The sequence below is a fragment of the Desulfosporosinus paludis genome (assembly GCF_045689965.1).
GTDB lineage: Bacteria > Bacillota > Desulfitobacteriia > Desulfitobacteriales > Desulfitobacteriaceae > Desulfosporosinus > Desulfosporosinus paludis.
The window spans coordinates 3,545,852-3,560,733 of record NZ_CP144211.1; the positions used below are offsets into that span (position 1 = coordinate 3,545,852).

Below are 14,882 nucleotides of genomic sequence, written 5' to 3' on the forward strand. Positions count from 1 at the left end.
GTGATGAATAGTAATCATGACATCTCACACGCTATGACCATCAAATTAGACGCTGTTTTGCCTGAAGCCAAAGAATTTACCGAAGGAATCCGCAGGGCTCCGGACCGAGGATTTAGCCTTACGGCGGAACAAACGAAGGTTGCTTTAAAAAATGCCCTGCGTTATGTACCTGAGGAGCTTCATGAGACTTTAGCCCCTGAATTTCTGGAGGAACTGCGTACCAGGGGGAGAATTTACGCTTATCGTTATCGCCCGGCCGGAAAATTGTCCGGGAAGCCCATTTCGGAGTATAAAGGTAACTGTATTGAAGGCAAGGCATTTCAAGTGATGATCGACAATAACCTCGACTTTGACGTAGCCTTATATCCCTATGAGCTTGTTACTTATGGAGAAACGGGCAGTGTTTGCCAGAACTGGCTGCAGTATTGTCTGATTAAAAAGTATTTGGAAGTCATGACAGATCACCAGACGTTGGTGATGGAATCCGGTCATCCCGTGGGACTGTTCCCTTCGCGCCCTGAAGCTCCGCGAGTGATCATTACGAATGCCTTAATGGTCGGTATGTTTGACAATCAAAAAGACTGGGAAATTGCTGAACAAATGGTAGTGGCCAATTATGGTCAGATGACAGCGGGCGGCTGGATGTATATTGGACCGCAAGGAATTGTCCACGGTACGTTTAACACCTTGCTTAATGCTGGGCGTATGAAGCTTGGTGTACCGCATGACGGAGATTTGAAGGGCCATTTATTTATCTCCTCGGGTCTTGGCGGGATGAGCGGAGCGCAGGCCAAATCTGTGGAAATTGCTCAAGGCGTCGGAATCATCGCCGAAGTGGACGAGTCGCGTATTCAGACTCGGCACGAACAAGGATGGGTGACAAAGGCTTCGGCAGATTTAGACGAGGTCTTCCGGATTGCCGCTGAATATATGGAGAAAAAGGAACCGATGTCGATTGCTTATCAAGGGAATGTTGTGGACTTACTGGAATATGCCGTCGATAAAAACATCAAGGTGGACCTGCTCTCGGATCAGACTTCCTGCCATGTCGTTTATGAAGGGGGATACTGCCCTCAGGGGGTTACATTTGCTGAGCGGACGAGGATGCTTGCAGAGGATCGCCAAGAATTTAAGAAATGCGTTGATCAAAGTTTAAGACGTCACTATGATTTGATCTCTGCGTTAGTCAAACGTGGGACGTACTTCTTCGACTACGGCAATTCGTTCATGAAAGCGGTCTATGATGCCGGGGTGAAGGAAATCTCTAAAAACGGAGTTGACGAAAAAGACGGCTTTATTTTCCCATCGTATGTGGAGGACATCATGGGACCGGAACTTTTCGACTATGGGTATGGACCTTTCCGCTGGGTCTGCCTGAGCGGAAAGAAAGAAGATTTGCACAAAACGGATGAAGCGGCGATGGCCTGCATTGATCCGAATCGTCGGGGGCAAGACAGGGACAACTATATTTGGATTAGAGATGCTGAGAAAAATAAGCTGGTCGTAGGAACTCAAGCTCGGATTTTATATCAGGATGCCGAAGGACGGATTAAGATCGCTTTGAAATTTAATGAATTAGTTCGTCAAGGTGTGATCGGACCTGTTATGCTGGGTCGGGATCATCATGATGTGAGCGGGACTGATTCTCCGTTTAGAGAAACGGCGAACATCAAAGATGGGAGCAATGTCATGGCTGATATGGCCGTCCAAAGTTTTGCCGGCGATGCCGCCCGTGGAATGAGCTTGGTCTCTCTCCACAACGGCGGGGGTGTGGGAATTGGCAAAGCCATTAACGGCGGGTTTGGCTTAGTGCTCGACGGAAGTGAACGCGTCGACAACGTTATTAAGTCAGCGCTTTTATGGGATGTGATGGGAGGAGTCGCTCGGCGCTCTTGGGCGAGAAATGAACATTCGATCGAGACGAGTATCGAGTTTAACGAACGTTATGCCGGGAAGGGACATATTACCATACCGTTCATTCCCAAGGACGAATTGATAGAGCGGGTGTGCAAGTAGGGGGAGGGTGTGTCACACTTGTTCGGTCGGCGCTCGTCGTGCCAAACTAGGGCTTTAATCCTTGATAAAAGTGGGCAGGGTACCCGGCCAACGCGACGTCCGTGTCGCATGGCCGGCGGGAAACGTCCTGTTTCCCGCCCAGCTTATGAAAGCGGATTAAAGCCGAGTTTGGCTACGACTCGTGCAAAGACCTCTCGCCGTGTGAGCACACCCTCTGGGTCTGAGAAAACGGAGGGAGGGTGTGTCACACTTGTTCGGTTAGCCCTCGTCGTGCTTTTACTTTATGTATTGGAGGGAGCAGAATATTGGCTTTAAAGGATATGAATTTAGGTGAATTTGGACTTGAAGTGGCTTCTTCTTCGCCTGCGCCTGGCGGAGGAAGCGTAGCTGCTTATGCAGGGGTTCAGGGATATGCTCTTGTCGCTATGGTTTGTCGCTTGACGATCGGTAGAGAGAAGTTTGCTGCTGTTCAGGACGAGATGAAATCGCTGCTGGACTTGGCTGAGACGAAACAAGAGATGTTGTTGTCCCTTGTAGATGAAGATACAGAGGGCTTTAACTGTGTGATGGCGGCTTTAGGTCTTCCGAAAAGCAGTGAGGAAGAAAAGAATCTGCGGCGTAAGGCCTTAGAAAATGCCACACTTAAAGCGGCAGATATTCCTTTGCGAACCGCTCGGGAGTGTCTGATTGGGTTGAGCAAGCTTCCCAGTTTATTGGACAAAGGTAATCCCAATGCTTTAAGTGATATGGGCGTAGCAGCCCTGATGTTTAAATCCGGCCTGGAGGGGGCTTTATATAATGTCCAGATTAATGCCATAGGACTGAAGTCGTCGAGCAGAAAAGAAGCTCTGCTAGCAGAATGCCAAGCACTGCGCAGTGATGGGAATTCATTATTTGAAGAATGTCAAGGCAAAGTTTTGGAAGGCTTGAAGTAGGAAGAGTGAATTTCAGTCGGCCATAAATCGGGAGAGAAAAGGCTTCTCTTCCAGACACGAGTTATTTTATGTAATTAAGCAGTTTATATAGTTAAGTGTTATTAAGAGTTGAAGATTTTAGGGGGATTTGTACGTGGTAAAAATCGTAGAATGCATTCCGAATATCAGTGAGGGACGGCGACTGGAGGTTGTCGAGGAGATCCTTGATGAGGTGAGACAAGTAGCCGGTGTTACTCTGCTGGATTACTCCAGCAATGCGGATCACAATAGGACGGTTATCAGTATGATCGGGGAGCCGGAAAAGGTTCTGGAAGCTGCCTGGAAGCTGATTGCCAAAGCGGCGGAAAAGATTGATCTTGACCAGCACCAAGGAGAGCATCCTCGAATGGGGGCCACGGATGTCGTTCCTTTTGTCCCTGTGCGGGGTATGACGATGGAAGAATGTGTGGATCTTGCTAAAAGGCTGGGGGAACGTGTCGGGGGGAGTTATCCATCCCAGTTTATCTCTACGAGAAAGCGGCAACTCGAGCAGAACGACGAAATTTAGCCGATGTGCGCAGAGGACAGTATGAAGGCCTGAAAGAAAGCGTAAAAACTCCTGAGAGGACTCCGGATTACGGCCCTAGTGTTCTGGGAAAAGCCGGAGCTATTGCTATTGGTGCTCGTCCTCCATTGGTGGCGTTTAACGTGAACTTAGGCACAACTAATCTGGAGATTGGCAAGGCAATTGCTAAAGGGATTCGGGGAAGTTCCGGTGGATTTGTCAATGTAAAAGCTTTAGGGATAGATCTTTCCGAGCAAGGGATGGTACAGATCTCTATGAATATGGTAGATACTCAAGGAACGCCCTTGTATCGGGCTTTAGAATTTATTAAAACGGAGGCAGCCCATTATGGAGTGCCTGTTGTTGGCAGTGAAATTGTTGGACTTGTTCCGCTGGATGCCATGCTGGATGCCGCAACTTACTATTTGAAGCTGCATGATTTCTCAAGTGAGCAGATTTTAGAAAAGCGGGTATTTGGATTCTAGGGCTGGAACCTTACAGGATTTTAGATTAGACTTTGAGGAGATGGTCTAATGAAGTATGCTGATCTTTTGATCCATTCCGCTGCCGCTTTGGTGACGATGGCAGGTCACTCAGATAAACCTGCTTGTGGAGAAAAAATGTCGGAGATTGGTTTAATTGAAAACGGTGCTGTTGCCGTCTGCGAGGGCAAGATCGTAGCAGTTGGCTTGTCGGAAGATATTTTAGCCGGTGGTTGGGCTGGGCCCGATACGGTTCAAATAAATGCTATGGGGAAAGTCGTTGCACCGGGTTTTGTAGATCCGCATACACACGTGATCTACGCCGGTTCACGTGAACATGAATTATCCCTAAAGCTTAAAGGAGTTCCCTACCTGGAAATTCTTAAGCAAGGCGGGGGAATTCTTTCTACGGTTCGGAGTACTAAACAAGCGACGGATGAAGAACTCAAAGCGCAAACAAGCCGCCGTCTTAAGACGATGTTAAGTCTCGGAACGACGACCGCTGAAGTAAAGAGTGGGTATGGACTTACGCTTGAGGAAGAGCTTCGAGCCTTGCACCTGATCAAAGAATTGGATAACGAGCAAGCAGTGGATCTTGTGCCGACCTTTATGGGAGCACATGCTGTCCCGCCAGGATATAGCGAAGAAGAATTTACTAATGTTGTTGTGGATGATATGTTGCCTCAAGTTGCCTCCAGCGTTCTTGCTGAGTTTTGCGATGTTTTTTGTGAACCGGGAGTTTTTAGTGTTCAATCAAGCGAAAAGATCTTGAGGAAAGCAAAGGAACTGAACTTAAAGCTAAAGATCCATGCTGATGAATTAGATTCTGCTGGAGGAGCCGAATTAGGGGCAAAACTGGGTGTCACCAGCGCCGATCATCTGTTGCAGGCTTCGGACGAAGGGATCGCAGCTTTAGCAGATCAAGGGGTCATCGCAGTACTTTTACCCGCGACCTCATTTAACCTTGCTAAAAATTCCTATGCAAGGGCGAGGGCCATGATCCAGGCTGGAGTTCCTGTTGCTTTGGCTACGGATTCTAATCCTGGATCTTCTCCCACAGAATCGATGCCGCTTGTCTTGACTCTTGCTTGTCTTTATCTCCGGCTCACTCCTGAAGAGGCGATGACTGCCGCAACTATTAATGCTGCCCATGCTGTTGGCAGGGCAGACCGGGTGGGCAGTCTGGAAGTTGGGAAGCAAGGTGATATCCTAGTTCTTGATGTCCCGAATCTTAACTACTTGCCCTACCATTTTGGGAATAATCCTGTTGACCTAGTGATAAAGCGCGGCAAGATAGCTTGGAGTGTAAAAAAGTAGTATAACAGCAATCAAAAAGCGTCCTCTTTCACTATGAAAAGAGGATGCTTTTTGATTGTAATAACCACCACTTAGTTATTTAGGAACTGAGTTTTCTCAGGCCTCCTGAAAAAACATTTCTCGACTTCGAGATAACTTGGACAGAACTGGTACTCTTAAGAGGGTTGTCCGAAGTTCAAGAACAAGCGACAAGTGTTATTAAGGTAAAAAGAGGAGTTTTATTATTAGCAAAAGAATATTACATATTACGTTCAGTCAGCAAAGAAAGAGGGGATAGGACAGTGCACTATGTGGAATTTTTGAGGATTTTGGAGAAAGAACTTGTCGTTGCCTTAGGATGTACGGAGCCCATGGCGATTGCTTATACAGCTGCCTTAGCTAAAAAGTATGTTAAGGGAGAAGTCGTTTCGTCCGTAAAAGTTATGGCCAGTGCTAACGTTATTAAAAATGCCATGGCTGTCACTATTCCAGGGGCAAAGGGAAGCGGAGTTAATTTAGCGGCTGCCTTAGGAGTTATCGCCGGAGATTCTTCAAAAGGGCTTGAAGTGTTGAACGGACTGACGCCAAGTGACGTTGAAATGGCCAAGGAAATGATTAAAGAAGGCAAAATTTGCGTTGAAGTGGCAGAGACATCGAAAAAACTGTACATTGAAGTAGTTGTTGCAACGGCTCAATCCTACGCAAAAGTTGTTGTTGCTGACGAGCATACTCAGGTGGTTTTCCTGGAAGCTAATGGAGAAACCATCATTAATAGTCTTAACGAAGATGCAAAGGATGACCAGGAAAAGAAAAAGAACTCCTTTTTATCTATTGATTCCATATGGGACTTTGTGCAGGAGGTTAACCTTCGCGACCTAGGCATCATAGAAAAAGCCATTGAACTTAATACAAACATAGGCTTAGAAGGTTTATCGAATGAGTATGGTTTACAAGTTGGTAAAACGATTCGAGAAAGCGTTCGCAAGGGGATATTTGCCGATGACTTGATAACTCAGGCGATGGCCCTGACAGCGGGTGCCTCTGATGCCAGAATGTCAGGGAGCACACTGCCCGTTATGAGCAATTCGGGAAGCGGTAATCAAGGAATTTCTGCCACATTACCGGTTGTGGCTGTTGGGCAGAATTTGAGCGTATCTAATGAGCAGCTAATTCGAGCTGTGACTTTAAGCAATCTGATAGCAATACATATTAAAACAAAAATTGGTCGACTCTCGGCCCTTTGTGGGGCCACTGCATCAGGTACGGGTGCGAGTTGTGGTATTACCTACCTACTTGGAGGAGGTAAAGAAGAAATTAAAACGGCCATTCAGAATATGCAGGGCAATGTCACTGGAATGTTCTGTGATGGAGCAAAAGCCGGGTGCGCCTTAAAACTATCAACTTGTACGAGTACTGCCGTTCAGTCAGCGATTATGGCCATAGAGGGAATAGCCATTCAGTCCACGGATGGAATTATCGAGAGCACTGCCGAGCAAACCATTGAAAACCTCGGACGTCTTGCAACTCAAGGAACCCGTGAAATGGATCGGATTATTCTTGATATAATGGTTAACAAGAAAGTTTGCTAGTGGTCTTTAAGAAGCTTGAGGTAAGGGGCTTGAATATCTTGCTTCATGATTCCGATATTATGACGTTTATTTATATGGGCATATGATTTTATCAGAGCTTCGAGAGATATACATTAGGGTAGACGATTAACGAAAGGGTTATCAACAGACCTTGAGGAGAGAGCCTCATAGCAATGCGACGAAGCCGTATTTGCTATGGGGCTTTTGCGCGAGAATCGTTTCGGAAATCATGATATAATGAGATTACTTGGAGGAACTATAAAATGAACATTATGACGGCTGAGAATTTAACGAAAAATTATGGCGAAAAGGTTCTTTTTAAGGATATTTCTTTTGGGATTGACGAAGGAGAAAAGATCGGGATTATCGGGGTGAATGGAACGGGCAAGTCCACGTTGCTTAAGATTCTGGCAGGAGTTGAGCAGCCTGACCAAGGCCGTGTGACGATGGGAAGTAACGTTCGTATAGAATTTCTTCCCCAAAACCCGGAATTCGAAGACGGGGCTACGGTATTGCAACAAGTTTTCAAAGGGAATTCCTCTGTTATGAAATTGTTGAGAGATTATGAAACTACTCTGGAAAAACTAAATGATCAGCCAGAGAATTCCAGGCTTCAGCAAGCCGTGATATCACTTGGTCAGCAGATGGATGAGTTGGATGCTTGGCAACTGGAAAATGAGGCCAAGACAATTCTCACTAAGCTAGGAATTCCTAAATTTGACCTGTTAGTGGGAACTTTATCTGGGGGACAGAGAAAACGTGTTGCTTTAGCGAGTGCTCTGATCAATCCCACGGATATATTGGTCTTGGATGAGCCGACCAACCATATTGACAATGATACGGTTGATTGGTTGGAACAATATTTAAATAAACGTAAGGGCGCTCTTATTATGGTTACTCATGATCGGTATTTTCTCGACCGGGTTGTAGGGCGGGTTATGGAATTAGATCAAGGAAAGATATATCCTTATCCTGGAAATTATAGCCGATTTTTAGAATTAAAAGTGGAGCGAGAGGAGCAGGCCGAGGCAAGTGAAAGAAAACGCCAAAATCTTTTTCGCAATGAACTAGCCTGGATGCGACGCGGAGCTAAAGCTCGGACAACTAAGCAAAAAGCCAGAATCGAACGCTTTGAAAAGCTTCAGGCAGACAAGCCGTTGGAGCATAATGATCGGCTGGAGATGTTAGCTGGGGCATCTCGTTTAGGAAAAAAAATCCTTGAATGCCGAGAGGTGCAGAAGGGTTTTCCGGACCGGGGCATGGTGATCAAAAACTTTAGTTATGTACTTTTAAGAAATGACCGGATAGGGATCATTGGACCGAATGGAAGCGGGAAAACAACACTGCTTAATTTGCTGGCAGGTTGTTTGACACCGGATCAAGGTGTTATAGATGTGGGTTCGACGGTAAAAATAGGGTACTTCGCCCAGGAAAATGCCTCCTTGAACCCGGATTTGCGTGTGATCGATGAAATAAAAGCTGTGGCTGAAGTGATTCCAACTGCGGATGGTGGCTTTTTATCAGCCTCACAAATGTTGGAACGGTTCTTATTTCCGCCGGCTGCTCAGTGGACCCCGATTAGCAAGCTTTCCGGTGGTGAAAAACGAAGACTTTATCTTTTGAGAATTTTAATGGGGGCTCCGAATGTTCTTTTATTGGATGAGCCTACGAACGATCTGGACATTCAAACTTTGACTGTCTTAGAAAACTATTTGGATGATTTCCCGGGGGCAGTCGTTGCCGTTTCTCATGATCGATATTTTCTCGATCGCGTAACGGATAAGATCTTCTCGTTTGAAGGAGCGGGTTCTATTCGTTCCTATGTAGGGAATTATTCTGACTATCGAGAGCAAGTGTACGCGGCAGTTCAGAACGAAATGCAGGCTGCTCGGCAAGAAGCGCTGCGAGCGACGTTTACAAAATCAACAAAGAATGGAAACAGTGCCACTGACCGTACTACGACCAACGATGGTCAAGAAGATAAGCATGAGTCGGAACGCAAAAAAGAACGTCCGCTAAAGATGACATTTAAAGAACAACAGGATTTTGCCCAAATCGATGCTCAGATAGCTCAGGCCGAAAGGGAATTGGAACAGAATCTTCAAATGATGAATGAGGCGGGCAGTGATTTTGGAAAACTAAATGAGTTAGCGAAACTTCAACAGGATTTAGAATGCAAATTAGACGAGCTAATCGAGAGGTGGACATATCTTAATGAGTTAGCCGAAAAAATTGCTCAGAATAAGGGATAAGTAATCGAGATATTGGCACTAAATAAAGCTCAATTTTGGAGGTTGACGTATGAATGAGAAAAGTTTAGAAGCAATGAAAAAAGTTGTTGCTGAGAAAAAGCTCAAGAGCTCCCAACAGGGCGGACCGATCAAGGCCACGCAGAAGATCGGGGAAAAGAGAAAAGGCATTAAACGACGCAAAGTCGGAGGCATGTTTGATAAGTAAGGAGAGAAGATACGGTCAATGAGCATACTTAATGTTGAAAACGTGAGTCATGGTTTCGGTGGGCGCAAGATTTTGGAAGAAGTTAGTTTTCGCTTATTGAAAGGGGAACATGTAGGTCTCGTGGGGGCCAATGGAGAAGGAAAGTCTACTTTTTTGGATATCATCACGGGGAAATTAATGCCGGATAAAGGGAAAGTGGAATGGTCCAATCGAGTTACTGTCGGATATCTAGATCAACACACAGTTTTAAGCAAAGGGAAGACAATTCGAGATGTTCTCAAGGAAGCTTTTCAAGGAATGTTTAATTTGGAAGCCGAGATCATGACTTTATATGAGCGCATGGGCAGTGTTTCCGAAACAGAAATGGACAAACTTTTAGAGGATGTTGGGGAGATTCAGAGCATTTTAGAACACAATGGGTTTTATACGCTCGATGCCAAAATAGAAGAGGTCGCCAATGGATTAGGTTTGGGGGAAATCGGTCTTGATAAAGAGGTAACGGACTTAAGCGGAGGACAGCGAACGAAGGTTTTGCTTACAAAGCTTTTGCTTCAGAGCCCAAGCATCTTGATTTTGGACGAGCCGACAAATTTCTTGGATGTGGAGCACATAGAGTGGTTAAAACGCTATCTTATTAACTATGAAAATGCCTTTATTCTTGTTTCCCATGATGTCCCATTCTTAAACGATGTGATCAATGTCATTTATCATGTGGAAAACGCTAATTTGACTCGCTACACTGGAAACTATGAACAATTCATGCAGCTCGCCGAAACGCGCAAGCAACAGGAGATTAAGGCTTATGATAAGCAGCAAAAAGAAGTTGATCGCTTAGAGGATTTTATCGCTCGAAATAAAGCAAGGATTTCAACGACAGGCCGAGCAAAGAGTCGTCAGAAACAGTTAGATAAGATGGATTTACTGGAAAGACCCAAGGAAAAGATCACTCCGACGTTTAAGTTCCGAGAAGCGCGGGCGGCTGGAAAGGTAATTTTCGAAGCGAGAGAGATTGTTCTGGGTTATGACGAGCCCCTAACTCGGCCTTTGGATTTAACTCTTGAACGAGGTCAGAAGGTTGCGATTCGCGGGGTTAATGGTCTGGGGAAATCCACGCTTCTCAAGACGCTTCTTGGCTACATCGAACCGATTTCTGGGGTAGTTGAACTTGGAGATTACCTCTATCCAGGTTATTTCGAGCAAGAGTCGAGCCGAAAGAATGAGAAGACGGCTCTAGAGGAAGTTTGGGATGAATATCCCAGCATGGCGAATGCTGAAGTTCGGGGCGCCTTAGCTAGGTGTGGTTTAACCAGCGAGCATATTGCCAGCAAAATGATGGTGTTGAGTGGGGGAGAAAACGCTAAAGTCCGCTTATGCAAACTGATGCTCAAAGACGTGAATTGGCTGGTCCTGGATGAGCCAACCAATCATCTGGATGTTGAGGCTAAAGCAGAGCTGAAGAAAGCGATCATTAACTATAGAGGGACTGTGCTTGTCGTTTCCCACGAACCTGAATTTTATGAGGATTGGGTGACGGATGTTTGGAACTTGGAAGAGTGGACTACAAAGATAGTCTGATTAGTGACTCAATCCGTCAAAGCTGCTGCTAAGCTCAAGGATAACTCAGCTCCTCTGCCAGCGAATTCAAGACGTAGTAGCAAACTTGCTGAAAAGTAAGGACGCAAAGCCATGAGCCTAAGGTGTGGCTACACTATGACAGTCTGGTTGCCAAAGTATGAAACCCTTCAGATACGGTTTTAGCTGTGGCATTTGATGTCACAGCTTTTTGTATTTTTTAATCTTTGGATACCAGTCATGGACAAGCGGCTGCTATAGAAGAAATTACAGCAAGTATTGAGGAAATTACTTCAATGTCAGAGGAATTAGCAATATTGCCAAGATGTTATAGTTTTAGTAAGCTTGATAATAACTGGGTATTTATGTATAATTCAGGTTGCCTAGGTCTTTGGCAGTATACAAGGGGGAGTTGCATGACACGAAAAAGAAACAAATTGGTTAACATTTTCAAAAAGTATGCTTTCCTGCTTATTGGATCCATACTTGCAGCAATCGCTCTGGAGATATTTCTAGTCCCCAACGACATCGTTGATGGGGGTATCACGGGAATTTCTATTATGGCCAGCCACTTGACAAAGCTGCCTCTGGGAGCCTATATTTTTACTCTTAATATCCCTTTTTTAGTTTTAGGTTACTATCAGATTGGAAAGACATTTGTTTTGTCTACCTTGTTTTCAATCACGACACTTTCAATAGGAGTTAGTATCTTACAGCCGGTACCAGGATTAACGAATGATATTTTACTTGCCGCAGTATTCGGCGGTATCATCCTCGGCATTGGAGTAGGATTGGTTGTCCGATATGGAGGCTCTCTCGATGGAACAGAAATTGTAGCAATTGTTGTTTCGAAACAGACCGGGTTTTCAGTTGGTGAGGTTGTCATGTTTTTTAACATCTTCATCCTGAGCAGCGCTGGATTATTATTCGGTTGGGATAGAGCTATGTATTCCCTAATAGCCTATTTTGTCGCCTTCAAAGTAATTGACTTAACGATTCAAGGATTGGATGAATCTAAAGCTGTTATGATTGTTTCAGAAAAACCCGATGAAATTTCATCAGCACTGCTGGCTCGTTTAGGCAGAGGGGTAACTTTCTTAGAAGGTAAAGGCGGGTATTCCGGACAAGCAAAAGGCGTAGTATATTCTGTGATTACCCGTTTAGAGATCGCTAAACTGAAGTCAATTATTGATGAGATAGATGAAGATGCCTTTGTCACGATTCATGATGTTCATGATGTAATTGGCGGAAAACTAAAGAAAAAGGCGATACACTAACTGTATCTCGTATATAATGTTTGGAGTTCAAATTAATAATTCGGATTGCTCCAAAACTTTACAAACTCTATCAAGTGTTTTCCTTCATCCGTAAGTATTTTCCCTTTTCCATGACACTCTTTACAAATAAAAAACATGGGTTCAAGTGGTTGACCTTGCCCTGCATTGTCGTCGACAATTTTTAGTTTTTGAGAATCTACGGTCCGAGACAAACCCTTAAGGCCATTGTGCATATCCCAGTACGGTAACCATGCGGGGTTATCGATCCTGCCAAGTCCAGAACATTTTGGGCATGGTCTGTCAAGTGCATTAAGGTCAATCATTTATCCTACCTCCTGCATAAATTGAATATTCTTCATATTCCTCCTAATACTTCTTTTTCCTGCTTATTTTAGAAATAATAGGTATTAATGATACGAAAGGCCTATCTTATTAGGTCTAAAGCCCTATACAAAGAACTTTGCCCTGAAAATTTAACAAATTACAAAAGCTGGAATCATCTATACAAGCCAAATAGGACGTGCTGCTCCAGCTTTTGTAATTCTGTTTTAAATTTAATTTAAGATTAATTACTCAACAAAGGTATTTTCCCGCCTAACGTTTGATAGATGAGTAAAAGGTTAAGAAACAAGATCAAAATTGCACAAATAATCGAGGAAACGGTTATCCATCGTTTATTAACCAGGACTCCCATAATGTCTTTGCGTTTTGTAAAGTAAATTAAGGTTATAACTGGAATGGGCAAAACGATGCTCAATACCACTTGACTAATGACTAATGTCATAGTGGGGTCAACACCTAATGCCACAATGACAACTGTTGGCAGCATGGTAATAATACGCCTTGCCCAAACCGGTATGGAGAACCCTACGAATCCCTGCATAATCACTTGGCCAGCCATCGTACCGACCACAGAACTTGAAATTCCTGAGAACAACAGCGAAATCAAGAAAACACTTGCTGCTGCCGTCCCAAGGATAGGAGTTAGTGTCTTATAGGCAGATTGAATGTCTGCAACACTGCTATGTCCTGTTGTATGGAATGCTGCTGCAGCCATATACATCATGGCAAGATTGATCAATCCTGCAAAACCCAAGGCAATGAAAACTTCTTTCGTATTAAATTTTTGAAGTTTAATTTTATCGTTATCATTACGAGGGACAATCCTGTTTTGAGTTAACCCAGAGTGCAAATAGATTGCATGGGGCATCACGGTTGCTCCAATAACGCCGACAGCGAGCATAATGCTGTCACTGTTGCCAAGCCAGGGCACAACACTATGATAAGCAATCTGAGCAAAGTCAGGGTGAGAAAGAAACGTTTCTATTAGATAGCATGCCCCGATTAAGAGGGAAAAGCCTGCAATAAATTTCTCCAAAGGTCGGAAGCCAAAGCGATCCAGCATAAGTATGAAATAAGTAGTCAAGCCGGTTAAAATTGTGGCATAAAGCATTGGAATGCCAAATAATAAATTCAGCGCCAGTGATGCACCCAAAAATTCTGCAAGATCCGTCGCCATAGCAGCTAATTCAGAGATCCCCCACATGGTAAGTGAAGTCCATCTGGAAAAGTGTGCTCTGCAAAGCTCCGGTAGGTTTTTGCCGGTGGCAATCCCCAGTTTGGCAGACATGTTTTGCAGGAGCATCGCCATCATGTTGGCGAGTACTGCAACCCACAGCATATTGTAGCCAAATTCCGAACCGCTTGAAATATTAGTGGCAAAATTTCCTGGATCCATGTAAGCGATGGAAGCAACGAAAGCGGGGCCCAAAAACGGGAGCAACGCCCGTATTCCCTTGCTTTTGCCTGCGATCGCGGCTCGGCAAGCCTCTACTGTTTTGTTCGTGTTTAAGTTTAGAGGTATCGATACGTTAGGGGCAACATTTTGATGGATATTCAGCCCATTACTCATTTTGTTTTCCTCCCTTTATTTGAATAGCGGTATCTACTTTCTGCGTGACTTTTTATAAGCAATAATCTTCTTTAGTGTGTAAACAGTACTTTATGGGAAACCAAATCTTAGTTCGGTAAGCTGTCAAGATAGACAATAAACCGAATATAATTAAGTAGCGACTTGATTTAACGAGCAGATAAACATCACTTCCTTTAGGTCGGCAGCTTTATCATTGGGCGTATTTAAAGAAGGGAGCGCTAAATTGCTTACACCCAGCTTGGAGGATTATTTAGAGGAAATCTACCGATTTTCTTTGTCATTGGGCTCTGTTCGAGTAACGGATATCAGTAATAGACTTAAAGTTGCTTTGCCGTCAGTAACTAAAGCTCTCTATAAGTTGCGAGATGAGAGTTACATAAACTACGAACGGTATGGCGAGATTAAGCTAACTGATAAGGGTAAAGAAATCGGTAATTATTTGGTCACGAGATACCAATTGTTGCAGGAGTTTCTCGACCTAATATGTAGCAGATGTGATTTTGCTGCTGAGGCCGAAGCTATGGAACACTATCTGTCAACTGCAACTATCAATGCCATCAAAACTTTTGTCGAGTTCATGAAAACCAATCCAACCTGGAAACAGGCATATAATGACTTTATAACGTCAAAAGACGGTCTTCGATAATCTGGCGGGTTAGCCGAAACTAACTCTGTAGTGTAATTCTGAAATAGAATACGTAAGAAAACAAAAAATGCTACGAATATTTACTGAAAAAATAATATAATTACTAGGCAAATAGATAATCAGCCAGAGCGTTAG

Annotated in this window: 12 protein-coding genes, 1 pseudogene and 1 riboswitch; of the genes and pseudogenes, 11 read left to right on the forward strand and 2 right to left on the reverse strand. The window is 44.2% G+C overall.

Annotated features, from left to right (window positions below):
• Positions 1 to 3: 3 nt before the first annotated feature.
• The 10 genes and pseudogenes from VZF35_RS17650 (at position 4) to VZF35_RS17695 (ending at position 12,168) form a co-directional block, all read left to right on the forward strand.
• Positions 4 to 2,016, forward strand: a complete 2,013-nt coding sequence (locus tag VZF35_RS17650; RefSeq protein WP_407306989.1) for a urocanate hydratase — start codon at positions 4 to 6, stop codon at positions 2,014 to 2,016.
• Positions 2,017 to 2,025: 9 nt separating this feature from the next.
• Positions 2,026 to 2,331: a hypothetical protein gene (locus tag VZF35_RS17655; RefSeq protein ID WP_407306991.1), complete on the forward strand. Its 306-nt coding sequence runs from the start codon at positions 2,026 to 2,028 to the stop codon at positions 2,329 to 2,331.
• A complete protein-coding gene (locus tag VZF35_RS17660) occupies positions 2,322 to 2,951 on the forward strand; it encodes a cyclodeaminase/cyclohydrolase family protein (RefSeq protein WP_407306993.1) in 630 nt (209 codons plus the stop codon). Before VZF35_RS17655 ends, VZF35_RS17660 begins: the two co-directional genes overlap by 10 nt.
• A 133-nt stretch (positions 2,952 to 3,084) precedes the next feature.
• Positions 3,085 to 3,980 (forward strand): annotated as a pseudogene (ftcD, locus tag VZF35_RS17665) (glutamate formimidoyltransferase).
• A 48-nt stretch (positions 3,981 to 4,028) separates the two neighbouring features.
• Positions 4,029 to 5,294, forward strand: a complete 1,266-nt coding sequence (gene hutI, locus VZF35_RS17670; protein WP_407306995.1) for an imidazolonepropionase — start codon at positions 4,029 to 4,031, stop codon at positions 5,292 to 5,294.
• A 164-nt stretch (positions 5,295 to 5,458) separates the two neighbouring features.
• Positions 5,459 to 6,862 carry a serine dehydratase subunit alpha family protein gene (locus VZF35_RS17675; RefSeq protein WP_407306997.1) on the forward strand — a complete coding sequence of 468 codons (1,404 nt, stop codon included), beginning with the start codon at positions 5,459 to 5,461 and terminating at the stop codon, positions 6,860 to 6,862.
• 263 nt (positions 6,863 to 7,125) lie between these two features.
• On the forward strand, positions 7,126 to 9,114 hold the full coding sequence (locus tag VZF35_RS17680; protein ID WP_407306999.1) for an ABC-F family ATP-binding cassette domain-containing protein: 1,989 nt from the start codon (positions 7,126 to 7,128) through the stop codon (positions 9,112 to 9,114).
• 49 nt (positions 9,115 to 9,163) lie between these two features.
• Positions 9,164 to 9,319 (forward strand): hypothetical protein, encoded by a 156-nt coding sequence (locus tag VZF35_RS17685; RefSeq protein WP_407307001.1) that lies wholly within the window; start codon positions 9,164 to 9,166, stop codon positions 9,317 to 9,319.
• Positions 9,320 to 9,337: 18 nt separating this feature from the next.
• Positions 9,338 to 10,894, forward strand: coding sequence for an ABC-F family ATP-binding cassette domain-containing protein (locus VZF35_RS17690; protein ID WP_407307003.1), 1,557 nt, complete (start codon positions 9,338 to 9,340; stop codon positions 10,892 to 10,894).
• A 68-nt stretch (positions 10,895 to 10,962) separates the two neighbouring features.
• Positions 10,963 to 11,049: riboswitch (cyclic di-GMP riboswitch) on the forward strand.
• A gap of 258 nt (positions 11,050 to 11,307) precedes the next feature.
• Complete coding sequence (locus tag VZF35_RS17695) at positions 11,308 to 12,168, forward strand: YitT family protein (RefSeq protein WP_407307005.1); 861 nt, start codon at positions 11,308 to 11,310, stop codon at positions 12,166 to 12,168.
• 32 nt (positions 12,169 to 12,200) lie between these two features.
• Here the strand turns inward: VZF35_RS17695 and VZF35_RS17700 are convergent, their stop codons facing one another.
• Together VZF35_RS17700 and VZF35_RS17705 are read right to left on the reverse strand one after the other, a co-directional pair.
• Positions 12,201 to 12,491 carry a hypothetical protein gene (locus VZF35_RS17700; RefSeq protein WP_407307007.1) on the reverse strand — a complete coding sequence of 97 codons (291 nt, stop codon included), beginning with the start codon at positions 12,489 to 12,491 and terminating at the stop codon, positions 12,201 to 12,203.
• Positions 12,492 to 12,733: 242 nt separating this feature from the next.
• Complete coding sequence (locus tag VZF35_RS17705; protein ID WP_407307009.1) at positions 12,734 to 14,080, reverse strand: Nramp family divalent metal transporter; 1,347 nt, start codon at positions 14,078 to 14,080, stop codon at positions 12,734 to 12,736.
• A gap of 244 nt (positions 14,081 to 14,324) precedes the next feature.
• On the opposite strand from VZF35_RS17705, the gene VZF35_RS17710 reads away from it, so the two are divergent.
• The gene (locus VZF35_RS17710; RefSeq protein ID WP_407314688.1) at positions 14,325 to 14,747 is read left to right on the forward strand and encodes a metal-dependent transcriptional regulator; all 423 of its coding nucleotides are present in this window, start codon (positions 14,325 to 14,327) and stop codon (positions 14,745 to 14,747) included.
• The last annotated feature ends 135 nt before the right edge of the window (positions 14,748 to 14,882 follow it).